The sequence below is a fragment of the Sphingomonas daechungensis genome, from assembly GCF_039543105.1.
GTDB lineage: Bacteria > Pseudomonadota > Alphaproteobacteria > Sphingomonadales > Sphingomonadaceae > Sphingomicrobium > Sphingomicrobium daechungense.
The window spans coordinates 1,743,064-1,765,134 of record NZ_BAABJC010000001.1; the positions used below are offsets into that span (position 1 = coordinate 1,743,064).

Genomic DNA, 22,071 nt, shown 5'->3' on the forward strand with positions numbered 1-22,071 from the left:
GCTAGGTCGTTCCGTACGCCCCTGCGGATCAGGCGGATCGCGAGGTAGGCCAGGGCCGCGACCTCTTCGGGCTCCAATCGTCGCCAGCCCCGGCCGCCGTTGTCTAAAGGATCGTCGAGTCGCATTCGGGCTACTTGGTACAAATGGGGAACATCTGGCTAGGTGGGCCGAAGGCTTAGCTTCAGATTTCCAACGCTTCCGAGAGCGCCAGCGCGTCGTCGAGCTCGACGCCCAAGTAGCGAACTGTGCTCTCCAGCTTCGTATGCCCGAGTAGCAGCTGGCAGGCTCTGAGGTTGCCGGTCTTGCGATAGAGCATCGCCACCTTGGTTCGCCTAAGGCTGTGCATCCCATAGGCGGCCGGCTCCAGCCCGATGAGAGCGACCCAGCCTTTAACGAGCCGGAAGTACTGCCGAGTTGATAGATGATTGCTTTGGTCCATCCGGCTGGGAAAGACCCAGCCATCTGGATCGCCGCGCCTGACCTTCAGCCACTCGATTAATGAGCGACGGGTTTGCTCGGTGATCTCGAATTGGACTGGCCGACCCGTCTTCTGCTGAATGACGATTGCGCGACTGCGGATCGCGCCGGCCGCGATGATGTCCAGCAGCCTCAGGGAGACTACGTCGCAGCCGCGAAGCTTGCTGTCCACGGCGATGTCGAACAGCGCCAGGTCTCTCAGCCGGTTCGCAATCTGCAATCGAACGCGGATCGCCCAAACGTGCATCGGCCGGAGTGGCAGCTTGGCTCCCACAATGACTTGCGGCGGTCGGTTCATGGTTCGCTCCCTGGTTAGGAGCGATGTTCAACGGCTAGCGGCGGGAATGGGTGGAAAGCGGACGTTAGTGATGGGTCGTAACGGCCGCTCCTAACTTGCCCGGAAAATCGGTGAAGTCCCATTCGAATACGAGACCGGTTGACTTCTCAACGGCAAACCAACCCATGAGAGTGCTGCCGCATACGTCATCTCCACAGTCGTCCCTTTTGCCATGCAAACCGAGGACGTAAAGGTCTTTTGACTGCTCCTCCGAGGTGATGAAGTCACAAAACGCTATTGCCGACACTGGGAAATGCCCTCTTGCAGCCACGCGGGCTTTGGCCACGTCGCAGGCGACCTTTTCTGAGGTTACGGGGGCCGCGCCCGCCGGAGCCGTCGATGGTAGCACACCCGCGGCCAATAGTACTGCCAGCGTTATCACCCGGCCTTGGTTCATCCACTGAATGCTAACCTCGTCCCGAATGTCTGCAATGGGTCGGAAACTGTCGCGGCAAGTTTGGGTGGAAAGCGGCCATTAGATGCGTTTAGCGCGTCCGTTTTAAAGCGATCTCAAACTCTTCAGACGGCAAGTATGCCGCTTGGTTCTTCAATCCGTCCCCGTCATTGTAGGCAAATAGCCGCAAATATACTGCTCCGGCTTTGCGCTTTAGCGAGACGGAAACCTTGCCTGTTCCACCGGCACCGGTGTCGAGCGTGCCAGTTACGCGGTTGCTCGTGCAACGAAGATTGTCTCCCGACGCGTCGAAGTCGCCCGCCGTTTCACCAATAGCGACATAAGCAGTGCGACCCTCGACAACTACAGTCACCTGTTGTGAGTGGTCGAATGCGCTTTGTTGTTCGGGTATCTCTCCGCTGTATCTACCGTTCCAAGCCGCACATGTGTTTGCCGAGCCGCCCGGCACACCGGCACTTGCTACGTTCGAAAGCGAAACGCAGCACACGAGCGCGGCGGCTAAGATCCTGCGGGTCACATGGCCTCCTGACAACAAGGCCAACCTTAGTTCGCAATCTAATGACCGCAATGGGTGGAAAGCTGACCTTACGGCGACAACTTCGCGGCAGTGCTTATTTGACTTCCCAACTGTCCAGCAATCGCATTGCGTCGCGCTTCATCGCAATCATTTTGGGCAGCTCTTCCTCGTCAAAAGAGAACTGCAACATCATTCCCTTGTAGGCCCAGAACGTCGTGCATAGCGTGGTGACCTTCGGCTTCGCCGGGTTGGGTTCAAACCGCTGACAGTAGGCTATCTGGCGGCTTTGGTCGGCGGTTCCATCGGGCATGCGACGGACCGAATAAAGATCGGATGCCCACGGGTCGCTTTCACTTTGTCGCATTTCGTAAGGTGGGCCATCGCCAACCTCGGTTTTCTCCAAGCGGCATGCGATCCGCAGCATCTGCGAGGCATCGCCCGGACAATTGCGGGTTAGAGGCTGAACGAGGAATCTGTGGTCCGGGATGTGATCAGGATCATGGTTCGGGTGCAGCAGGAAGACAAAAGATTCACTCTCGGCCTTCGGCAGCCAAGGGATCGTTTCGTCGAAGAGTTGATCCTTAGGAACTTCGAAGCGATGACCGGCAACGTCGCGATGCACAGTGCGGCCACCAACACTCGCCGCAAGTCCGGCAACCGCTGCCGCGCCTGCTACTAACAAGGCTATCGCGACCGTCTTCATGGCGCGTTTGTGACCGACCCCTCTAATGTCCGCAATGGGTCGAAAACTGTCGCGGCGGGTTTGGGTGGAAAGCGGTCATTAGCGGAAACGTCGGTTTGCGCTATTGTGACCGTATGAAGCACCAGTCTTTATTGATTTTGGTTGCGACCCTGGCGGGATGCGCCACGACAATGTCTCACCCCACACCGGGCGACATTCTATCCATCGAACAATCCGATTGGGACGCGGACGCGTCTGCTGCCTTCCTGGAAGGGATGACAACCATATCGGTCACCCGGCCGTCGGCTATTGGCAAGCTCAGCTGTAGTGCCACTAATTCAACCGACACGATATGTAGCTATGAAGTGACGCTCAAAGGACTGACCAAACAATTCAGTCGACGCGACCAACGGTTTGTTCGCACAGCCGACGGGTGGCGACGCCATTGAGAGGTCGCAATTAGGTATTTCGCAAAAAGTATATTGTGCCGGAATCGGTGAAAGCGGTCATTCCCGGCGAGAGGCGAAAGCGTTATGCAATTTCGATGCAACGCGATCTCGGCTTTACTATTTTTCTCTCATTGACCGCATGCGCAGCTCGAATAGCAGATCTTGCAATTCCCTCGACGCGAACCATCGCACAGATCGAAAGCGGCCATCAACTACTCGCTGATTTGACGGTTGTGGGCGCTTACGCCGACCCCGATGAGTTGAATGCAGAATCTCGCGTCAGGGTCCGCAATGCCACCTGCCGTGCAACTGACCGGGCCGCCGCAAACTGTAAATACGAAGCAAGCCGTTGCTTGGCAAATGAGACAGACATCGACGGAGATGGGTGGTGCGCGCGAACGTCGAAGTTTTTGAAAGTCGACGGCCAGCCAGGCCTCGGTGAAGTGGTTGTCAATGGTTGGGCTCTCGACCGATGAGGGGCCGTAGCTAGTGACCGCAATGGGTCGAAAGCGGACACTAGGGAACGATTACTAGAAGAGAGAAAAGCTCGTAGAAAACTCGAAATCGCTCGGACTTGACTCAACTATGACGGAAGAAGGCTTGCCCTCGGCAGGGATAAGCCGAACTCTTTGCCCTTGGATCGACACTCTGCCCGAGTCATCCAACTCGGCCTGCACCGGCTCCTTCGAGCAAGGAGCCTGTTTGTAGTATTTTCCCTCCCAAGAAGGGCGCAGGCAAATGCGGTATTTCACTACACCTTTAGATAGGCGCTCGACCTTCAGTTCCAGCCCTATATCCGGTGTTCTGGATTGGGCGTCGATCTCGGTGATCTCCACGGAGCCAGCGAGAGGGAAAACCGCAAAGTCGTCACCAATCGACCCTAAAAAAATCTCGTTGAAAACCTGGGTCAAGAAGTAGGTTTCAAACCTGCCATCCCCGTCTGCGTCCGTAATACAGGAATAGGCACTCCCCCGACGTGACTTAAGCTCGCACGCAGTGCGGGGCTGGTCCTCTAACTTGATCATTAGGGTGCCGGCAGGAATGGTAAGAACGTCTCTGTTCGCCACCAAAGCATCGCGCTGAAGTTCATACAGTTTGGCGGGAATGATTCTCCCCAGTCGAAAATGCCCGCCTTTTACGAGAGCCAAGCTTGAGGGCGGCGAAGGATTTGCTGGCACAATCCAACGAGCGGTATGCGGCGCGGCGCGGCGCGCATCGACTGGTCCTGAAGCCAGGACAAGCATTGCCGTCGCCAAGACACTCAAACGCATGAATCTTCCCCCATGCTGGCGTAGCAGGAATGGTGATCTAACGGCAGGAATGGGTCGAAAACCGCCGTCAACAGTAGCTCAGCACAAAGATCGGTCCGTCTACCAGCGCCTTACGAAAGTTCGTGCCGAACCGCGTGAGCAAAGGTGACGCAATATCGCCGTCAGCTGCCGTCGAAGAACGCCTCGACCCTAGCGCCGTAGCGACGGTGGCAAAGAGGGCTGCGTAAGTAAGGAGAGCAATGGCGACTAAGCAGACCAGCAAGAAGCCCCCGCTCCAGAACGCAACGAAGCCCACGCCGAGACAGACGGCTCCCCAATGCCAACGTCCTAAAGTATCCAATCCGCCGCCCGCCATGTCGGGGTTCTGACCGACGAATCTAATGTCCACAATGGGTCGAAAGCTGCCACTAGCTCTTGAGGGGATGGGGGGTGCCCAAATCCCTAAAGACCTTTGAGCGGAGAGCGGCCGAAGAACGCGGCTTAAACGCTAACTGGAGATTTTATGCCTCGCGCGTGCGCCCGCGCGCAGAGGCTTCCAACAACACCCAGAAAAAACTGGTTTAGCGTTTGAGCACCGGACTTGCGCCGCTCTCCGCTTTGACGGGTGCAGAGATCTGGACACCCCCCGTCCCTCTATTCCTCACTATTTTAGTGAGTCAGCGCGTAAGCGTGCGGTGCGACCGATGTTCTCCGTAGTGGAGCAACGCTTGCCCCTAAGTTCGCCGCCGTCAGCGCGTTTGCTGATGCAATGTGCTGACCTTGCCCGTTCGTCTGCTCCCTTCAGGAGGTAGTGCAACGCGCCTGTTAGCGCCTGTTGATACAGGCTCTTGCTTGAATAGTTGAAGGCCAACGTATGGCTGCCGCCGATCGGGCGGCTCTTGTAGACTCCTTGCCTCCAAGCAGCCCCGATCTTCTTGAACCAGCCGCGCTGCATCCTCGCAAATGATCGTACAATAGGCGGTGGGACGCTGAGCAGAATGTGTACGTGCTCGCCTTTCGACCCTCCTGCTTCACGCACCCATACCGCTGTTATCGCGGTGTTATAACAGCGGAGCCAGTCGCCCATGAGCTTCAGCAGCTGGCCCGTTGCTTTCACCGGGTCGGAGATGCCGGCCGCGTCGAAGTGAACAGTCAACATCCGGTTCAATGGCTTGCCGATGGAAATTGCGTGCTCGCCAGCGAGGAGCAGGTTCTCACAATCCTTCGACCGTAGAGCGGTGGAGCGGCGCCTCTTCCGCTGCGGCCGGGCTAAACCATGCAGCGCACCTGTATCAGTACTGTAAATTGCAACGACCGTGCCAGCCGGTGGGGCTGACCAGTTAGCTTGATTTCTTGATTGTTTTTCAAAGACCTCGCTGGGTTTGGCAGATAACGCGCATGCGCCCGCGCGTATTGCTCTCGAAATGACGGCTTCCTGAGAGGATGCATCAGCGAAACGAGGCACTTAGACCCCTGACACTCGCGCTCTGGCCTGAGGCCATTCGCAAGTTTTGAAAGGCTAGAGAATGACGGCCGGATCGGCTGTCTCCTGACTGTTGAAACAACCATGCCGCAGATACGCCCACGCGGGCGCGCGGTCACTGTGCCGACCCGGCCGCCGTGCGGCGGAGCTAGGCCGTCAGCCGGTGCTGGAGCGTAGTTGTTCGGCGATCAAACTCATGGCGTGGGCAAGCTCGTCCATCCGATCGGCTGGAACAATGCAGCCAGGAGCATCCCGCTTCCCGCCGCATGGTAGCCAGTCCCCGGTCTGCCGGTCCCGATAATGGGACCAAATCGACAGCCGCCGCTCGCCACCATATTCGGACAGACCGATACGCCACAGCTTGTCGCGATAGATGATCTCGAACGCCGCGCTCATGCCGCCCTCCCGACGTTTGAGGTGATGTCGTTAAGGCCAACTATCGCGGCGGAGAGCGCCCCTAAGCCGTCATTGGCTGCCACGGGTGCCAACGACCGGTCCCGAGCGTCCTCGTCCGGTTTTCTTGCTCTTACGGGCAATGGGCGAACGGAATGCAGGGGACAGTTGCTCGACGAGCAACCTTCGACCTGTTCTCGCCAGCCGCCGTTGCCGTTGCCGGGGTCGTACAGGCAGCTCCGACACATCGCGTTGATCGCGGCTCGCAGAGAAAGGCGGCTCATCGTTCGCCTCCCTCGTGCGAGAACGCGCTGGCGACACCTTCGCTTTTCAGGCAAAGGAGCATTGTCGACTTTCCAAGGGCGACAACTTCGGCCTTCGGAGCGGTGCCAGCCGCTTCGGAGGCCATTCTCTGTCCGGCGTACATCAAGCTGCACCCCCGCCTGCAATTGCACGAACGCTGTCAGCTCGAACCAGACGGCGCCGTCCGATATTGACCGTTAGCAATCGGCCTTCGCTGATAAGTTCATAAGTCTTTGATCGGCCGATACTCAGCGCCTCGGCTGCCTTGTCGATTGAGAGAAGGATTGGTTCGTCCATGTTGGTCCTTTCATGATCGGCTGCACTTACCCGTGCACACATATGATGGACGGCGATCAGCCACCCTCCAACAAGAACATAAGTAGCACGGAGGCGCACGGCTGTGGATAGAATGTGAGCCAGTTGGCCCTTTCGCTGGGAGGCTCGCCAAGTTTCCCTGCTCTTCACGCATCCACAGAATAATAGGGACCGCGACCAAGCTGCGACCAGTGAGCTTCGAAACTGCGAATCGCGGAAGTCCAAATCAAATTCGCTCGGCGAGATGTTCGAAGTTAGTTCATGCTGAAATGAGTTTCACAACAGTTGCACTCGACGCCGAACAGAACGCGGCCCAGCTATCCATCAACTTCCGGCGCTTTTCGAAGAAGTCCGTTCGCCGATAGGCGGCTTCGACCTTGTTGGGGATTGCATGCGCCAGCGCTGCCTCAGCAACCTCTCCGGAAAAGCTTGTTTCCTCTGCACACCAGTCACGGAAGGATGAGCGGAAGCCGTGCACGGTTGCGTCCACCTTCATGTCGCGAAGGATCTTCAACAGCGTCATGTCGCTCAGCGGCCGACCCCGTTTCATGCCGGGGAACACAAGGTCTGAGCCTCCCGTGCGGAACTCAGCTGCGCGCTTGAATACGCTCAGCGCTGCATCTGACAATGGCACGATGTGCGTCTTGCCCGCCTTCATGCGCTCGGCCGGAACCGTCCACGTCGCCTTGTCCATGTCAATCTCGCTCCAACGAGCTAACCTTATTTCGCCGGAGCGTGCTGCAGCCAGGATCAAGGCTTCGAGAGCCAGCCGCCCAACGCTCGCCCGCTCGCGCAGCTTGGCGACGAAAGCTGGCACGTCCGCATAGGGCAAAGCTTCGAAGCGGCCGGACTTGCGAGGCTGCTTAGGGAGCGCCTTGCTTACGGCTGACATCACGAAGGGGTCCCGCCAGCCTTTGCCGTGCGCGTAGTCCATCACGGTTCCGATGCGCTGCCGCACTCGCCGCGCTGTCTCCGGCTTGGTGAGCCAGATGTCTGCAAGCAGGTCCCGCACTTGGCCGGTGCTTACCGCATCAACCGCCAGCTTGCCGATCGCTGGGAACGCGTAAGTCTTCAGCGTGGAGAGCCACTGCGCACCATGCTTGCCGTTGCGCCAGCCGCGCTTGTGTTCCTCGTGCACGGTCGCGGCTGCCTCCGCGAAGGTCGGAGTAATGCTAACAGTGCAACGCGCTGCGATCGGGTCCAAGCCCAAGCGAAGCTTCCTCCTGTAGTCCCGCGCGAGGTCGCGGGCGTCGGACAGGCCGATGTCCTTGAGCGAGCCCAGCCCATAGTCTCGCCGCCTTCCGCCTGCCTGGAGCCGAACGACCCAACTCTTGGAGCCGCTCGGCTTCACCTCCAGCATCAGCCCGTCGCCGTCCATGTATCGACCCGGCGCAGTCAGGTTCCGCACTTGCGCAGGATTGAGCTTTCCCATTGCCAAGATCCCATCGTCCCAACGTCTCTCCCCACACTTTGAGTCGGATGTGCACAACTGTCAATGGACGCTGGCGTACCCTGCAACCGGCGTTCAACTTGATAAATCTTGATTGTTTTCATGTCCGCGAACATCGGCGGACAAGCAAGTGGCGGAGCGGGAGGGATTCGAACCCTCGATACGGTTTTGCCGTATACTCACTTTCCAGGCGAGCGCCTTCGACCACTCGGCCACCGCTCCGCAAATCGCTGGAAGGCGCCCATCTAGGCAAGGAAGCGCGCGTCGGCAACCTTGCGGGCGAGCGGCCCAAGCCCCTATGCCGCGTCGATGCGGCGCTTCGGAAATCCGCCCTCAGCCGATGAGATGGAGGCTATCGCGCGACGGGCGATGCAAGCGCTTCCGGAACCGTTCGCGGGGCATCTTGGCGACGTGGTCCTGTCGGTCGAGGATTTCGCCGATGACGAAACGCTTGATGCGATGGGCATCGAGGACCCGTTCGACCTGACCGGAATCTACGAAGGCATCCCGCTCACCGAGAGGAGCGTCGAGCATTCCGGCACTCTGCCCGATCGGGTCCGGCTGTTTCGGCGGCCGATCATCGACGAGTGGGCGGCGGGTGAGGACAGCCTCGAACATCTGATCGCTCATGTGCTGGTCCACGAGGTCGGCCACCATTTCGGCCTGTCGGACGAGGACATGCACGCGCTCGAGGAAGCGGTTCAGTGAAGCCTTTGCTCCGCTTTAGGGGCGTCACCTGCCGGCGGGGCGGCCGAATCCTGTTCGAAGCTCTCGATCTAGCCATTGCGCCCGGCGAGGCGCTTCACCTGACGGGGCCGAACGGGTGCGGGAAGTCCAGCCTGATCCGGCTTGCGGCGGGCCTGTTGCAGCAGGAGCAGGGAAGCATCGAGCGCGCCGAATTGACGCTCGCCGACGATGCTCTGGCCCTGGACCGCGAACTCCCATTGCGACGTGCGCTGCAATTCTGGGGCGGTGACACTGGCAGAGCGATGGACTTGCTCGGCTTGGCGCATCTTGCCGACGTGCCTGTCCGCCTTCTGTCCACGGGCCAGGCGAAACGAGCGACGCTCGCCCGGGTCGCTGCCTCCCCGGCGCCGTTGTGGCTGCTCGACGAACCGCTCAACGGCCTCGACAGCGACGCCGTTTCGCGGCTGGAAGCTCTGGTCGAAACGCACCTCGCGCGGGGCGGCGGAGTCCTTGCCGCCTCCCACGGCGCACTCGGCGGCAGCTGGGCGAAGCTGGAGCTTGGCGCGTGATCGGTGCCCTCATTGCACGGGACGTGCGCCGCGCGATCGGTGGCGCGGCCTGGCTTCCGGTCGGCTTCTTCCTGGTGGTTGCGACGCTCGTGCCATTCGCAGTCGGTCCGGACCCGCGGCTACTGGAGCGGATCGCTTCCGGCGGCTTGTGGATCGCGGCTCTAACAGCGGCGCTCCTCCCCATCGAGCGGCTCGTCGAGCCTGATCGAGCCAACGGCGTTCTCGACCAGCTCACCATTCGCGGTGTTTCGGAGGAGGCGGTCGGCGCGGCGAAGGTCGGCGCGCATTGGCTGACGTTCGGGCCTCTGCTGCTTCTGGCGGCGCTGCCAAGCTCGTTCATCCTCGGCATCGCGCCGCAGGCGCTCGGGCGGACGATGATCGCCCTTGCCATAGGCACGCCCGCACTGGCGGCGCTGGCGGTGATGGTCGCTGCGTTGACCGCGGGATTGCCGAGGGCCGGAGCCTTAGCCGGCATCCTGCTGCTGCCGCTGGCCGTGCCGTTGCTGATCTTCGGCGCTGGCGCGTCGGGCGATGATCAGTCCGGGGCGCTATTGCTGGAAGCCGCCGTATCGCTGCTGCTGGTTGCCGCCGCCCCGTTCGTCATCGGCGGCGCGATCCGCGCGTCGCGAACCTAGGGACCCCATCAACTCTTAGGGCACCCTTAGCGCGACCACCTCGCGAAGATCGCCGTCGGCAGGAGCAAGCCGCGCGCCTCTTCCCGCACCGACATCTCGCCGGCCTCGACCGTTCCGCCGAGATCGCCAAACGTCTGCCTGACTAGCTCGCCGATCGCGAGGGCGGACATCCGCACCGCGTAAACGGTCAGCACCAGGTAACGGCTGTTCTCATCGAGCAGCTTTCGGCAGTCGCTGAGCAGCGGAGCAAGATTCTCCTCCAGCCGCCAGACCTCACCGGTCGGACCACGCCCGAACTTGGGCGGATCGAGCAGGATTCCGTCGTAGCGGCGCTCTCGCCGGACCTCGCGAGCGGTGAACTTGCTGGCGTCATCGACCATCCAGCGGATCGGCCGGTCGGCGAGGCCCGACAGCACCGCATTGGCCTTGCCGCCTTCGACCGACTTTTTCGACGCATCGACGTGGACCAGTCGCCCGCCCGCTTCGCTGAGGATCAGCGAGCCGACACCGGTGTAGCCGAACAGGTTCAGGATATCGGCATCGCTGGATCGCTCGCGCATCCAGTCCCACTGCGGCGCCATGTCGGGGAAGAAGCCGAGGTGCCGGAACGGTGTCAGGGAGGCATTGAATCGGACCGGGCCCCGCGACAGCTCCCATTGCACCGGAACCGGCCGGTGCTGGACCCAGCGCCCGCCGCCGTCCTCGTCGGAACCTGGGACAAAGGTCGCGTCAGGGTCCCACTGCTCGCTTGCCGGCTGCCACATCGCCTGCGGCTCCGGGCGAACAACCGTGATGCGTCCGTAGCGCTCCAGTTTCTGTCCGTTGCCGCTGTCGATCAGGCCCCAATCCGGCCATGGTTCGGCAACCAAAGTCTCGAGTTGCATCAGGCAACCGCCGCGAGGCGCGCTCCAACCGAGGCGATTGCAGTCCGCCCGTCGACGAGCGCTGCGCCGGCTGCCCTGGCCGCACCGATGTCGACGTTGCGCAAATCGGCCAGCAGTTCGTCGAGCGTCAGAATGCGGCCGAATACCTCGATCGAACGCGCCATCTGGTCGGCGCGACCTTGTGGCGTTTCGAGTGCCATCAGGACGCCCGCTTCCATCTGGGCCTGCGCCCGACGGACCTCAACATGGGTCAATGTTTCGATCGTGTCGGCGAGCACCTCCCGCGCCGAGTTCATCGATTCCACGGCCCGGTTGCGGTCAGCGGCGCAACCGATGGCGACGACGCCCGTGTCGGCGAACGCCTGGTTCCAGGCGCCGATCGAGTAAGCGAGTCCGCGCTCTTCCCGCAATTCCTGGAACAGCCGCGAGGATGTCCCGCCGCCAAGCGCTTGTACGAAGACGGCGAGCGCCGGCATCCGCGGGTCCGAGGCGGCGAGGCCTGGCAAGCCGAGGCACCAGTGCGCCTGCTCGAATTCTCGCCGGTCGTTGCGGAGACCGCCGGTGAACTCCGCGCTTCCGATTGGCGTGCCTGCCTTGTCGGCCATGTCGCCGAACAGCCGCTCGGCGAGCTTCAGGACCTCGTCAGGGTCGACCTTCCCGCTGGCCGACAAGATCAGGCGTGAGGGCACGAGCTCGCCGGTCATCCACGCGACGCAATCCTCGCGCCCGATCCGCTCCAGGCTTTCCTCACGGCCGAGGATGGATCGGCCGAGCGGCTGGTTCATGAACGCCGCCTCGAACAGATGGTCGTTGACCAGGTCTTCAGGCGAATCGATCGTCTCGCCGAGCTCGGACAGGATCACGTCCTTCTCGCGCTCGACATGCTCGTCGCTCATGTGCGGAGCGCGGATCAGGTCGGCGAGCAGTTCGGCCAGAAGCGCGGTGTCCCGAGCCAGCACGCGGCCGTGGAACGTCGTCTGGTCGCGCGAGGTCCAGGCGTTCATGTAGCCGCCGACATCCTCGATCGCCTCAGCGAGTTCGCGTGTGTTCCTGCCCCCCGCCCCCTTGAACACCATGTGCTCGACAAGGTGCGCGAGGCCGGAGCAATTCTCCGGCTCCGACCGCGACCCGACCATCGCGTAGACGCCCAAGGCCACGCTCTCCGCCCCTGCGATCGGATCGACCGCAACGGTCAGGCCATTGGCAAGCCGATGCATCGCCGCGCTCAAACCTGCGGCTCCTTCTTCCAGCGCGACCGGAGCGCCAGCGCATAGATGATCGTCGCGATCAGCGCGAAAGCGAACCACTGAATGGCGTAGGACCGGTGATTGTTCGAGATCGACGCGAGCGACGGTGGGGCAACGGCTTCCAGCCCAGGCGGGGCCGTCGCGGCGACCAGCCGCAGCCTCGTCACATTGTCCGGCGCGATGATCCCGCTGACCGGGCCGCCGCTCCAATTCACCGCCGCGTTGGGATCCTTCGACCAGCCCACTGCGACGCTCATCCCCGGACCTTCGGCGCCCGTTGCGCAGTCTACGATGTGGACGAAGCCGGGCTCGCGGGATGTCGCCCCTTCGCCGGGCACTGTGCGCTTGCCCGTAGGGCGAAGGCAGATCCCCGTGGCGTGCCGGAACAGCGGCAGCTGCGCGTCCTTCATCGGCAAGGTCGGGAAGGCGATCGGCGGCAGCTTCTCCGCTTCCGCATATTGATTGAGCAGGCCTTCCTTCCACTTGGCGCGCTGAAGCTGCCAAACGCCAAGGCCGATCATCACGGCCACCGCAGCGGCGACGATGAGGGTCGGGATTAGGGGAATTCTCCGGGTCATGACACGATCTTACCTTCGCGGGCGCGATGGCGGTATTCCTGTGCGATCAGCCAGGACTTGGCGAGGCGCAGGCCGCCGACCGTCAAAGCGAGGCCGACCGGAATCCAGACCAGGTGAACGTACCAGGGCGGCGAGACCTTGAGGTCGAAGACGACGGCGCAAACCGTCAAGATCGCGCCGACGATCAGGATCAGGAACGCGGCGGGCCCGTCGCCCACGTTGAAGCTGTCGAAATCGAGGCCGCAATCCCGGCAGGTGGCCGCGAATTGAACCGGCCCCTTGTACAACCGTCCCTGCCCGCAGCGCGGGCAGGTTCCCTTGAGGGTGTTGGCCAGTGGCGATGGTGGATTCACCTCGCCCATGTCCCGGTCACCCCGCGTGCGGCGCGCCCCAGCCGCCCCATACGTAGATCGACACGAACAGGAACAGCCACACGACGTCGACGAAGTGCCAGTACCAAGCCGCCGCTTCGAAGCCGAAGTGCTGCTTGGGCGTGAAATCGCCCTTGTAGGCGCGGATCAGGCAGATCGTGAGGAAGATGGTACCGACGATCACGTGGAAGCCGTGGAAACCGGTCGCCATGAAGAAGGTCGAACCGTAGATCGTGCCGCCGTTGGCAAGCTTGAACGCGAACGGAGCGTGCATGTACTCGTAGGCCTGGATCCCGCTGAACAGGATGCCGAGCAGAACCGTCAGGAGCAGACCGAGCTTCAGCCCTTCGCGATCGCCGTGGATCAGCGAATGGTGCGCCCAGGTCACCGTCGTGCCTGAGCAAAGCAGGATCAGGGTGTTGAGTAGCGGGAAGCCGAACGGGTCGAGCACTTCCTGGCCCTTCGGGGGCCACTGGCCGCCAATCACTTCCGCGGTCGACGGGAACAGCGACGCGTCGAAATAGGCCCAGAACCAGGCGAGGAAGAACATCACCTCGGAGGCGATGAACAGGATCATTCCGTAACGCAGGTGAAGCTGCACGACCGGCGTGTGGTAGCCCTGGTGTGCTTCGCGGATGGTGTTGGACCACCAGCTGTACATGGTGACCAGGACGCCAGCGAGGCCGAGGAAGCCGACGGTGGAGCCGTACGGATTGTCGTGCATCCACATCACCAGCCCGCCGAACAGAGCGAGCGCCGAGAATGAGCCGATCAGCGGCCATGGATCGGGATCGACCAGATGGTAATCGTGATTCTTGCTTGCGGCCATTGCGCGGGCTTCCCCTCGTGTTCTTTGCTTGCGGCTCTAGCGGGACGTTTCCGGCTTTTCCACCGGGTAAAATGTGTAGCTGAGCGTGATCTCGTCGATGTTCCTGGTGTCGGGGTCGTCGAGGATCTTCGGATCGACGAAGAAGACGACCGGCATGTCGACCGACTGGCCGGGCTTCAGCGTTTGTTCGGAGAAGCAGAAGCATTCGATCTTGGAGAAATAAGGCCCCGCAATTTCCGGCGTGACGTTGAACACCGCTTGGCCCGTCGTCGTCCGCGCGGTCAGGTTGGTGGCGCGATAGAGGATCTGCGTCCGCGCCCCGGGGGCGACGCGCACCGTCTCCTGCACCGGTTCGAACTTCCACGGCAGGTCCTGGTTGATATTGGCATCGAAGCGGACGCCAATCTGGCCGGCCACCGCTCCCGGCGCCTTTTCGGCACGGAGCGGGGTCCCGTCAAAGCCGGTCAGCTGGCAGAAGGCGCGGTAGAGCGGCACCGATGCGAAGGCGAGCGCGAGCATCGCCAGCGCGGCGAAGGCCATGATCGCAGCCGTGCGCCCGTTCTTGCTAGCGACGGCCGTCACTTGTTCAGGCCGATCTTGGCCACGGTGATCAGGAACAGCAGGATGACGAAGGCGCCCAGCAGCCAGGCCATGAGCCGAGCCCGCTCGCGCTGGCGACGGAGCAGTTCGTCTTCGGGATGCGGGTTCATGCAGCCACCCAGCGGTCCACCACCACGGCGGTGAACAAGGCGAAGAGATAGAGGATCGAATAAGCGAACAGCCGGCGCTCTGGCTTCATGCCTGCCGGCGTATCCGCCTTGTTCGCGAACACTGCGACCGCCAGCACGAGGAAGACCGCGCTGAGCACGACGGCGGCGACGCCGTAGAGCGTGCCTGTCAGGCCAAGCGCCCAGGGCGCGACAGCGGCGCCTGCCACGGTCAGGCTGTAGAGCAGGATCTGCAGGCGCGTGTTCTGAATGCCCGCTACGACCGGTAGCATCGGCACGTTCGCAGCTGCGTAATCGGAACGGACGAACAGCGACAACGCCCAGAAGTGCGGCGGCGTCCACAAGAAGATGATCGCGAACAGCAGAGCGGGCAGCAGGTCGATCTGCCCGGTCGCGGCAACCCAGCCGATCAGCGGCGGAAAGGCGCCGGCGGCTCCGCCGATGACGATGTTCTGCGCCGTTCGCCGCTTCAGCCAGACGGTATAGACCAGGACATAGAAGAGAATCGAAATCGCTAGCAGCAGCGCCGCCAAATGATTGGTCGCAAGGTCCATCAGGACGACCGAGAAAGCCGACAGCCCGACACCGAAGTGAAGCGCCGTCTGCCGGTCCATCCGCTGCGCCGGAAGCGGGCGATTGGCGGTCCGCCGCATCTTCGCGTCGAGATCTGCCTCATACCATTGGTTGAGCGCCCCGGCCGCTCCGGCGCCGAGGGCGATGCACAGGATCGCGGTGAAGCCGAGCACCGGTGGAAGCATCTCCGGCGCTGCCAGCAAGCCGCACAGCCCGGTGAACACCACCAGGCTCATCACGCGCGGCTTGGTCAGCGCGACGAGATCGCGCCAGTCGGCGGGCAGGGCAGGTTGCGCAATGGTGGGGGTCATGACTCGGCTGGGGCTATAATGAGGGAACGCGTGGACTGGAACCCTCTGCGCGGCCCGCTACCCTAGGACCATGCTGACCCGATTCGCCTTTGCATTGAGCCTGTTGCTCGTCGCCCCGGCCGCCGCCCAGGCGCCCGCGTCCCCCTCCGCCGCTACCGACATCGTCAAGGTCGCCCTCGACACCAGCGCCGGACGCATCGTCCTCGCGCTCGACCGCGGCCATGCACCGGTCACCACCGACAACTTCCTCCGTTACGTCGATGCCGGGCGTTTCAACGGTGAGAGCTTCTACCGGTCGATGAAGTTCACCGACGGTGGCGGCATCGTCCAGGGCGGGATCACCACCGACGCCCGCAAGCTCTACCCCGCGATCGCGCACGAACCGGTCAGCAAGACCGGCATTAAGCACGTCACCGGCACGGTTTCGATGGCTGCCTTCTCCCCCGGCACCGCCAAGGCGGACTTCTTCATCCTGCTCAGCGACATCCCCTCGTTCGACGCAAGCTTCGCGGCGTTCGGCCATGTGGTCGAAGGCATGGACGTGGTGAAGGCCATCCAGGCCGCGCCGACCTCGCCGACCAAGGGCGAAGGGGTGATGAAGGGCCAGATGCTCGAGCCCGTTGTGAAGATCACCAAGGCATCGCGGCTGGCTAACTAGCCGGCTTCGCCTCTTCTTCCTCGATGATGGTCTGCTCGCGCCCGGTGCTCCCGGACTGCAGGGAGGCCGGGGTAACGATGATCACGCTTCCGGGTTTGAGTACGGACATCACGTCGTGGCGGAACATGACCGGCGTCTCAAACCGTTTGCCCTCGCCGGGGACGACCTCCATCCCCTCGCCCTCGCCGCCGAACTGAACCTTCAGCCATTTCTGACCGCTCTCGTCCCACGAGCGCATGACGTAGGCCATCGGCCGCGTCTCGCCGGTCACCCGCACCGGGGCGGATCCGATCTCGATGCCGTTGCGCAGCACTACCGCCCGTCCATCGGCAATGCTGACCACGACCGAGACGATGCTGTCGTCATGGGCCGGCGACCGCTCCGGGTGCCATTCGTAGGGCGCCCTCGCGATGGGAATGTCGGGTCCGGGCGCAGCGGTCGACGCGAGAGAGGGAGCGTCCGATCCCGTCGGAGCGGTCGGCACACTCGTGATCACCACGGTCATTCCGAGTTCGGTCGCCCCGAACAGCAAAGCCGAAAACCCAGCCGGAAGGCGAATGCAGCCATGCGAGGCCGGATAGCCGGGCAAATTCCCGGCATGCAGCGCAATGCCCTTCCAGGTCAGCCGCTGCATGTTGGGCATCGGCGCATTGTTGTAGGTCGAAGAAAAGTGCGTCTTGATCTTCTGCAGGATGGTGAAGACGCCGAGCGGAGTTTCGTAGCCCGGTTTTCCACTGGAGACCGTCGACGCCGCGATCGGCACGCCGTTGCGGAACAGGATCGCGCGTTGGGAAGCGAGGTTGACCACTAGCAGCATGCCCCCGGACGGGCTCAGCTCCGGCGCCCAGACATATTCGCCGTTCTTCAGCTGCGCAGCGACTTCCAGGATCGGCCGATCCTGCCGTGCAACCTGCTGCGCGGACGCGGGAAGGGCGAGGCACGACGCGGCGACAGCGATGGCGGCAGTACGGAAGAATCTCATCCAGCCATCAACCTTGCTGACGGGCGCAATTCCATTCGGGAAATTCCCTAGTTCAGGCGATGGCTGCGCTGGTCTAGCGGCAGGAATAGGTGGAAAGCGGACATTCGACCACGCGCTCACCAAACGGCGTCTAGAACCTCGACTGCCGCACGTTGCATTACCGGTTCGTTCCGCGATTTCACCTCAGGGCCGACTCGTTCTGCGAACCGCATGAAGGTGTCTTGGTCACGTTCTTCCAATGCAGTGCATACTTGTTGTATTTCTGCGGCGCTTAACGTTTGCCAGCTTGCAACGAGGTTTTGCTCCCACTGCGTCCCGTGCCGTTCAACGGCCCCATCAATGGCCTGCGCAAGCTTTTCTCGCCCTCTGGAGCCATCCCGTGCCGCTGCCATGCTAACCGTTTGCGTCCGTTCAACGGCCATCGTGAGCATCGACCTGTACTGCTCTCTCGGTTTGAGCGCCTGAACAAGACCTTGGGCATCATTGGTGGCACAGCGAGGTGAATGACCGCAGCCCCCGAGAGCAACTAATGCGCTTACGATGAGAATGGGACGCTTCATACCAAGAACGCTACCGCTGGATAGTTTCGGCACTCTAAACAAGGCTTAATGTCTGCTTTGGGTTCGTAAAAGCAAAAGGCCCCGGTCTCCCGGGGCCTTTCTCTTTTCCGGCTCGATCCGCCTAGCTGATCTTCGGCAGCGTCGAGAACTGGTGGAACGGCGGTGGGCTGGACAGCGTCCATTCCAGCGTCGTCGCGCCTTCGCCCCAGGGGTTGTCCGGCGCCTTCTTTCCGGCCGCGAGCGACCAGATCAGGTTGACGAAGAAGATCCCCATCGCAGCGATCGTGACCATGTAGCCGTAGGTCGAGATCGTGTTCCAATGCTCGAAGGCCGGCGTGTAGTCCGGGATACGGCGCGGCATGCCGTCGAGGCCGAGGAAGTGCTGCGGGAAGAAGATCATGTTCACGCCGATGAACATGATGAAGAAGTGCAGCTTGCCGAGCAGCTCGTTGTACATCTTCCCGCTCATCTTCGGGAACCAATAGTAGAAGCCGGCGAAGATCGCGAACACCGCGCCGAGGCTGAGCACGTAGTGGAAGTGCGCAACCACATAGTAGGTGTCGTGCATGTAGTTATCGACGCCGCCGTTCGCGAGGACGACGCCGGTGACGCCGCCGACCGTGAACAGGAAGATGAAGCCGATCGCCCACAGCATCGGCGTCTCGAAGGTGATCGAGCCGCCCCACATGGTGGCGATCCAGCTGAAGATCTTCACGCCGGTCGGGACCGCGATGATCATCGTCGCGGCGGTGAAGTACATCTTCGTTTCCATGGTCAGGCCAACCGTGAACATGTGGTGCGCCCACACGACGAAGCCGACCACGCCGATGGCGACCATTGCGTAGGCCATGCCGAGATAGCCGAACACCGGCTTGCGGCTGAACGTTGCGACAATCTGGCTGACCATGCCGAAGCCCGGCAAGATCATGATGTACACTTCGGGGTGGCCGAAGAACCAGAACAGGTGCTGGTAGAGGACGGGGTTACCGCCGCCAGCCGGGTCGAAGAAGCTGGTGCCGAAGTTGCGGTCGGTCAGCAGCATGGTGATCGCACCTGCAAGCACCGGCAACGCCAGCAGAAGCAGGAAGACGGTGACCAGGATCGACCACACGAACAGGGGCATTTTGTGCAGGGTCATGCCCGGCGCACGCATGTTGAAGATGGTCGTGATGAAGTTGATCGCGCCCAGGATCGAGCTGGCGCCCGCGAGGTGGAGCGAAAAGATCGCCATGTCGACGGCAGGTCCCGCGGACCCGCTGGTCGATAGCGGTGCATAGACCGTCCAACCGGTGCCGGCGCCGAGGCCGGTGCCGCCGGTGACGAAGGTCGAGCCGAGCAGCAGAAGGAAGGCGGGGACCAGCAGCCAGAAGCTGATGTTGTTCATGCGCGGGAACGCCATGTCCGGCGCGCCGATCATCAACGGCACGAACCAGTTGCCAAAGCCGCCGATCATCGCCGGCATGACCATGAAGAAGACCATGATCAGGCCGTGCGCGGTGATCAGCACGTTCCAGTGGTGAAGCTGCTCGTCGATTCCCGATGCGGTGCCGGCGCCGATCGGCCAGGCGTGATTCAGATACTGAATGCCCGGGTGCATCAGCTCCATGCGCATGATGCCCGAGATGCTGCCGCCGATGATTCCCGCGACGATCGCGAAGATGAGATAGAGCGTGCCGATGTCCTTGTGGTTCGTCGACATGAACCAGCGGACGAAGAAGCTCGGCTTGTGATCGGCATCATGATGAGCGTCGTGCGCTTCGTGAGCCTTCAGTGCGGTAGTGGCCATAATACTTTGCTTCCGCTCTTAATTCTGGGCCGTCGCGGCCTGGTTGGTGGCGGGCTGCGGCGCAGCCGGTTGCGCTTCGGCGGAGGCCGCGGCCGGCGTCGCCGCCGGAGCGGCGGCGGGCGCTGCGGCCGGCTTCGCGCCGGGCATGGTGCCGCCCTTGGAAGCGACCCAGGCGGCGAACTGTTCCGGCGGAACCACTTCGACCGCGGTCGGCATGTAGCCGTGACGCGCGCCGCACAGCTCGGTGCACTGGCCGAAATAGACGCCCGGACGATCGACCTTGACCCACATCTGGTTCACCTGGCCGGGGTTGGCGTCGATCTTGCTCCAGAAGGCCGGGACCCAGAAGGCGTGGATCACGTCGTTCGAGGTGACCAGGAACTTCACGACCTTGCCGGCCGGAATGACCATCCGCTCATCGACCGCGAGCATCGGCGGACCGTCCTTGTCGGTGCGATAGCGGTCGCCCGGCTTGACGTCCTTCTGCTCCTTCAACTGGTTCGAAACGATCTCGAACCCGCCGTTGTCCGGATAGGAATAGGTCCAGAACCACTGGTTGCCGACGACCTTCACGGTGAGGTCGGCGGGCGGCGGGTTGTATTGCTTGCTGAGAAGACGCATCGACGGGATGGCGATGGCGACGAGGATGAGGACGGGAACCAGCGTCCATACCACCTCGAGCACGGTGTTGTGCGAGGTGCGCGAGGGGGTCGGGTTCGCGCCACGGCGGAACTTCACCAGGGCGAGACAGAGCAGGCCAAGGACAAAGAGGCTGATCACCACGCAAAGAAGCAGCAGCCAGTTGTTGTGAAAGTTCGCGGCATAGTGGCCGATGTCGGTCACCTGCTCCTGGATGCCGATGCCGGATTTCCGCGGAACGCCGACCTCGGTCGGGGCCGCATGGCCCGGGCCCGTCGCGGTCATCGCCACAGCCTCGGGATTGGCGGGGGCCGTCGAGCCGCCAGGCGCATTCGCAACGGTCGGCTGGGCCGCCGCTTCCGCAGCGGTTGCGGCCTGCGGCTGGGCCGCTTGCGGGCTTTGGGCCGCTGCAGGTGTTAGTCCGGCGGCTGCCAGGGCAATCGCCCATGCAATCAGTTTCATTTTCACCCCGGTGAACTTGGGTTGGGGACTAAGAGCACCGCGACCGGGCCCCCTTGAATCAGCGGCCTTATAGGCACGGCTTTTCGCTCTCTCAAGCGCCTCATCCAATGGTGTTGAAGCTGTTGCGTGCGAAGCCTATTCACGCGCTCGGTCCGAACGGCGGAGCATTCATGACCGAAGACGAAGTCCTTGCGGAATTCAGGGCGGCCGACGCGCTGCTCGAAGGGCATTTCATCCTGTCCTCCGGGCTTCGGAGCCCGCGTTATCTGCAATGCGCCCGCCTGCTGATGGACCCGGCGCGGGCCGAGCGGATCGCCGTGGCGCTGGCCGACCGCCTTCCCCAAGCGACCCGCGACGCTATCGACATCGTCGTCTCGCCGGCCATGGGCGGAGTGATCATCGGCCATGAAATGGGACGCGCGCTGGGCAAGCCCGCAGTGTTCGTCGAGCGGCCCGAAGGCAGCTTCGAGCTGCGCCGTGGCTTCCGGATCGATCCGGGGGCCAAGGTGCTGATGGTCGAGGATGTCGTCACCACCGGCCTGTCGTCCCGTGAAGCGATCAGGGCGATCGGAGAGGCTGGCGGCGAAGTGATCGCTGCTGCGTCGATTGTCGACCGGTCGGGCGGCGGCGTCGATCTCGGCGTGCCCTACACCTCGCTGATCCGCATCGACGTTCCGACGTATGAGGCCGACTCTCTTCCACCGGAGCTTGAGGCCATACCCGCGATCAAGCCCGGGAGCCGCGCGGCGGCGTGACGGGCGAGCTGCGCTCCAATTCGCTCAGGCTGGGCGTCAACATCGATCACGTCGCGACCATCCGGAACGCGCGCGGCGGCGATCATCCCGACCCGGTCCGGGCGGCGATCCTCGCCGCTGATGCTGATGCAGACGGCATCACGGCCCACCTGCGCGAAGACCGCCGTCACATCACCGACAATGACATCGAGCGGCTGATGGCCGAGATCGCCTTGCCGCTGAACCTGGAGATGGCGGCGACCGAGGAGATGCTCGGCATCGCGCTCCGCCATCGCCCGCACGCGGCGTGCATCGTGCCCGAAAAGCGCGAGGAGCGAACGACGGAGGGCGGCCTCGATGCCGCCGGCCAGAACGAACACCTCGCTTATTTCGTGGAAAGCTTAAGCGCCGCGAACATCCGCGTCAGCCTGTTCATCGAGCCATCCGAGGAGCAGGTCGCCGCCGCCGTCCGTCTCGGCGCGCCGGTCGTCGAGTTTCACACCGGCCGCTACGCGCACGTCGAGGGGGAGGAACGCGCCGCCGAGCTCAAGCGGATTGCCGACTGCGCGGCGCTTGCGGTCAAGAACGGGATCGAGCCGCACGCAGGCCACGGCCTCACCTTCGACAATGTCGTGCCCATTGCGGCCATCCCGCAGATCGCCGAGCTCAATATCGGCCACTTCCTCATCGGGGAGGCGATCTTCACCGGCCTGGATGCCAGCGTCCGCCGCATGCGCGAGCTGATGGACAGCGCGCGCTAGGATGCC

The 22,071-nt window shown here is 62.6% G+C and carries 27 protein-coding genes and 1 tRNA gene; 7 read left to right on the forward strand and 21 right to left on the reverse strand.

Annotation, left to right across the window (positions count from 1 at the left end; translation table 11 throughout):
* Nucleotides 1-181: 181 nt before the first annotated feature.
* The 4 genes from ABD928_RS09110 to ABD928_RS09125 all read right to left on the reverse strand — a co-directional run bounded on the left by ABD928_RS09110 (nt 182) and on the right by ABD928_RS09125 (nt 2,449).
* Nucleotides 182-775 carry a tyrosine-type recombinase/integrase gene (locus ABD928_RS09110; protein ID WP_187715441.1) on the reverse strand — a complete coding sequence of 198 codons (594 nt, stop codon included), beginning with the start codon at nt 773-775 and terminating at the stop codon, nt 182-184.
* Between the two features lie 64 nt (nt 776-839).
* Nucleotides 840-1,211: a hypothetical protein gene (locus tag ABD928_RS09115; RefSeq protein WP_345168112.1), complete on the reverse strand. Its 372-nt coding sequence runs from the start codon at nt 1,209-1,211 to the stop codon at nt 840-842.
* Between the two features lie 88 nt (nt 1,212-1,299).
* The gene (locus ABD928_RS09120) at nt 1,300-1,746 is read right to left on the reverse strand and encodes a hypothetical protein (RefSeq protein WP_345168116.1); all 447 of its coding nucleotides are present in this window, start codon (nt 1,744-1,746) and stop codon (nt 1,300-1,302) included.
* A 94-nt stretch (nt 1,747-1,840) separates the two neighbouring features.
* The gene (locus ABD928_RS09125; protein WP_345168119.1) at nt 1,841-2,449 is read right to left on the reverse strand and encodes a hypothetical protein; all 609 of its coding nucleotides are present in this window, start codon (nt 2,447-2,449) and stop codon (nt 1,841-1,843) included.
* 523 nt (nt 2,450-2,972) lie between these two features.
* On the opposite strand from ABD928_RS09125, the gene ABD928_RS09130 reads away from it, so the two are divergent.
* Nucleotides 2,973-3,353 carry a hypothetical protein gene (locus ABD928_RS09130; protein ID WP_345168121.1) on the forward strand — a complete coding sequence of 127 codons (381 nt, stop codon included), beginning with the start codon at nt 2,973-2,975 and terminating at the stop codon, nt 3,351-3,353.
* A 54-nt stretch (nt 3,354-3,407) separates the two neighbouring features.
* On the opposite strand, the gene ABD928_RS09135 is transcribed toward ABD928_RS09130, so the two are convergent.
* The 6 genes from ABD928_RS09135 to ABD928_RS09160 all read right to left on the reverse strand — a co-directional run bounded on the left by ABD928_RS09135 (nt 3,408) and on the right by ABD928_RS09160 (nt 8,293).
* Nucleotides 3,408-4,148: a hypothetical protein gene (locus tag ABD928_RS09135; protein WP_187715437.1), complete on the reverse strand. Its 741-nt coding sequence runs from the start codon at nt 4,146-4,148 to the stop codon at nt 3,408-3,410.
* A gap of 643 nt (nt 4,149-4,791) precedes the next feature.
* Entirely contained in the window at nt 4,792-5,592 is an 801-nt protein-coding gene (locus ABD928_RS09140; RefSeq protein WP_187715436.1) for a hypothetical protein, read from the reverse strand.
* Nucleotides 5,593-5,766: 174 nt separating this feature from the next.
* Nucleotides 5,767-6,006, reverse strand: coding sequence for a hypothetical protein (locus ABD928_RS09145; protein WP_187715435.1), 240 nt, complete (start codon nt 6,004-6,006; stop codon nt 5,767-5,769).
* 423 nt (nt 6,007-6,429) lie between these two features.
* A complete protein-coding gene (locus ABD928_RS09150) occupies nt 6,430-6,645 on the reverse strand; it encodes a helix-turn-helix domain-containing protein (RefSeq protein ID WP_345170180.1) in 216 nt (71 codons plus the stop codon).
* 235 nt (nt 6,646-6,880) lie between these two features.
* Nucleotides 6,881-8,053: a tyrosine-type recombinase/integrase gene (locus tag ABD928_RS09155; protein ID WP_187715433.1), complete on the reverse strand. Its 1,173-nt coding sequence runs from the start codon at nt 8,051-8,053 to the stop codon at nt 6,881-6,883.
* A gap of 149 nt (nt 8,054-8,202) precedes the next feature.
* Nucleotides 8,203-8,293, reverse strand: a tRNA-Ser gene (locus tag ABD928_RS09160).
* 87 nt (nt 8,294-8,380) lie between these two features.
* Between ABD928_RS09160 and ABD928_RS09165 the strand changes: the two genes are divergently transcribed.
* From ABD928_RS09165 to ABD928_RS09175, 3 genes are read left to right on the forward strand one after another with little or no spacing between them, the layout of a single operon-like run.
* Nucleotides 8,381-8,779: a metallopeptidase family protein gene (locus ABD928_RS09165; RefSeq protein WP_345168129.1), complete on the forward strand. Its 399-nt coding sequence runs from the start codon at nt 8,381-8,383 to the stop codon at nt 8,777-8,779.
* On the forward strand, nt 8,776-9,327 hold the full coding sequence (ccmA, locus tag ABD928_RS09170) for a heme ABC exporter ATP-binding protein CcmA (RefSeq protein WP_345168131.1): 552 nt from the start codon (nt 8,776-8,778) through the stop codon (nt 9,325-9,327). The genes ABD928_RS09165 and ccmA overlap by 4 nt, the downstream gene beginning before the upstream one ends.
* Nucleotides 9,324-9,962: a heme exporter protein CcmB gene (locus ABD928_RS09175; protein ID WP_187715432.1), complete on the forward strand. Its 639-nt coding sequence runs from the start codon at nt 9,324-9,326 to the stop codon at nt 9,960-9,962. The genes ccmA and ABD928_RS09175 overlap by 4 nt, the downstream gene beginning before the upstream one ends.
* A 26-nt stretch (nt 9,963-9,988) precedes the next feature.
* Here ABD928_RS09175 and ABD928_RS09180 read toward each other — a convergent pair whose 3' ends face one another.
* From ABD928_RS09180 to ABD928_RS09215, 8 genes are read right to left on the reverse strand one after another with little or no spacing between them, the layout of a single operon-like run.
* On the reverse strand, nt 9,989-10,846 hold the full coding sequence (locus ABD928_RS09180) for a class I SAM-dependent methyltransferase (protein WP_345168135.1): 858 nt from the start codon (nt 10,844-10,846) through the stop codon (nt 9,989-9,991).
* Nucleotides 10,846-12,075 (reverse strand): M16 family metallopeptidase, encoded by a 1,230-nt coding sequence (locus ABD928_RS09185; RefSeq protein WP_345168138.1) that lies wholly within the window; start codon nt 12,073-12,075, stop codon nt 10,846-10,848. The genes ABD928_RS09180 and ABD928_RS09185 overlap by 1 nt, the downstream gene beginning before the upstream one ends.
* The gene (locus ABD928_RS09190; protein ID WP_345168140.1) at nt 12,072-12,671 is read right to left on the reverse strand and encodes an SURF1 family protein; all 600 of its coding nucleotides are present in this window, start codon (nt 12,669-12,671) and stop codon (nt 12,072-12,074) included. The genes ABD928_RS09185 and ABD928_RS09190 overlap by 4 nt, the downstream gene beginning before the upstream one ends.
* Nucleotides 12,668-13,033, reverse strand: coding sequence for a DUF983 domain-containing protein (locus ABD928_RS09195; RefSeq protein WP_187715431.1), 366 nt, complete (start codon nt 13,031-13,033; stop codon nt 12,668-12,670). The genes ABD928_RS09190 and ABD928_RS09195 overlap by 4 nt, the downstream gene beginning before the upstream one ends.
* A gap of 7 nt (nt 13,034-13,040) precedes the next feature.
* A complete protein-coding gene (locus ABD928_RS09200) occupies nt 13,041-13,871 on the reverse strand; it encodes a cytochrome c oxidase subunit 3 (protein WP_345168144.1) in 831 nt (276 codons plus the stop codon).
* 36 nt (nt 13,872-13,907) lie between these two features.
* Entirely contained in the window at nt 13,908-14,453 is a 546-nt protein-coding gene (locus tag ABD928_RS09205; RefSeq protein ID WP_345168147.1) for a cytochrome c oxidase assembly protein, read from the reverse strand.
* The gene (locus tag ABD928_RS09210) at nt 14,450-14,581 is read right to left on the reverse strand and encodes a hypothetical protein (RefSeq protein ID WP_262984921.1); all 132 of its coding nucleotides are present in this window, start codon (nt 14,579-14,581) and stop codon (nt 14,450-14,452) included. The genes ABD928_RS09205 and ABD928_RS09210 overlap by 4 nt, the downstream gene beginning before the upstream one ends.
* Nucleotides 14,578-15,483 (reverse strand): heme o synthase, encoded by a 906-nt coding sequence (locus ABD928_RS09215; protein WP_187715430.1) that lies wholly within the window; start codon nt 15,481-15,483, stop codon nt 14,578-14,580. Before ABD928_RS09215 ends, ABD928_RS09210 begins: the two co-directional genes overlap by 4 nt.
* 70 nt (nt 15,484-15,553) lie before the next feature.
* On the opposite strand from ABD928_RS09215, the gene ABD928_RS09220 reads away from it, so the two are divergent.
* Nucleotides 15,554-16,141, forward strand: a complete 588-nt coding sequence (locus ABD928_RS09220; protein ID WP_345168153.1) for a peptidylprolyl isomerase — start codon at nt 15,554-15,556, stop codon at nt 16,139-16,141.
* Here ABD928_RS09220 and ABD928_RS09225 read toward each other — a convergent pair.
* The 3 genes from ABD928_RS09225 to coxB form a co-directional block, all read right to left on the reverse strand.
* Nucleotides 16,134-17,123, reverse strand: coding sequence for a L,D-transpeptidase family protein (locus tag ABD928_RS09225; RefSeq protein WP_345168156.1), 990 nt, complete (start codon nt 17,121-17,123; stop codon nt 16,134-16,136). The genes ABD928_RS09220 and ABD928_RS09225 overlap by 8 nt on opposite strands.
* A 681-nt stretch (nt 17,124-17,804) precedes the next feature.
* Nucleotides 17,805-19,469 (reverse strand): cytochrome c oxidase subunit I, encoded by a 1,665-nt coding sequence (gene ctaD / locus ABD928_RS09230; RefSeq protein WP_187715427.1) that lies wholly within the window; start codon nt 19,467-19,469, stop codon nt 17,805-17,807.
* A gap of 18 nt (nt 19,470-19,487) precedes the next feature.
* Nucleotides 19,488-20,570, reverse strand: a complete 1,083-nt coding sequence (gene coxB / locus ABD928_RS09235; protein WP_187715426.1) for a cytochrome c oxidase subunit II — start codon at nt 20,568-20,570, stop codon at nt 19,488-19,490.
* Between the two features lie 170 nt (nt 20,571-20,740).
* On the opposite strand from coxB, the gene pyrE reads away from it, so the two are divergent.
* Together pyrE and ABD928_RS09245 are read left to right on the forward strand one after the other, a co-directional pair.
* Nucleotides 20,741-21,325: an orotate phosphoribosyltransferase gene (pyrE, locus tag ABD928_RS09240; protein ID WP_345168161.1), complete on the forward strand. Its 585-nt coding sequence runs from the start codon at nt 20,741-20,743 to the stop codon at nt 21,323-21,325.
* Nucleotides 21,322-22,065 (forward strand): pyridoxine 5'-phosphate synthase, encoded by a 744-nt coding sequence (locus ABD928_RS09245; RefSeq protein WP_425569703.1) that lies wholly within the window; start codon nt 21,322-21,324, stop codon nt 22,063-22,065. Before pyrE ends, ABD928_RS09245 begins: the two co-directional genes overlap by 4 nt.
* The last annotated feature ends 6 nt before the right edge of the window (nt 22,066-22,071 follow it).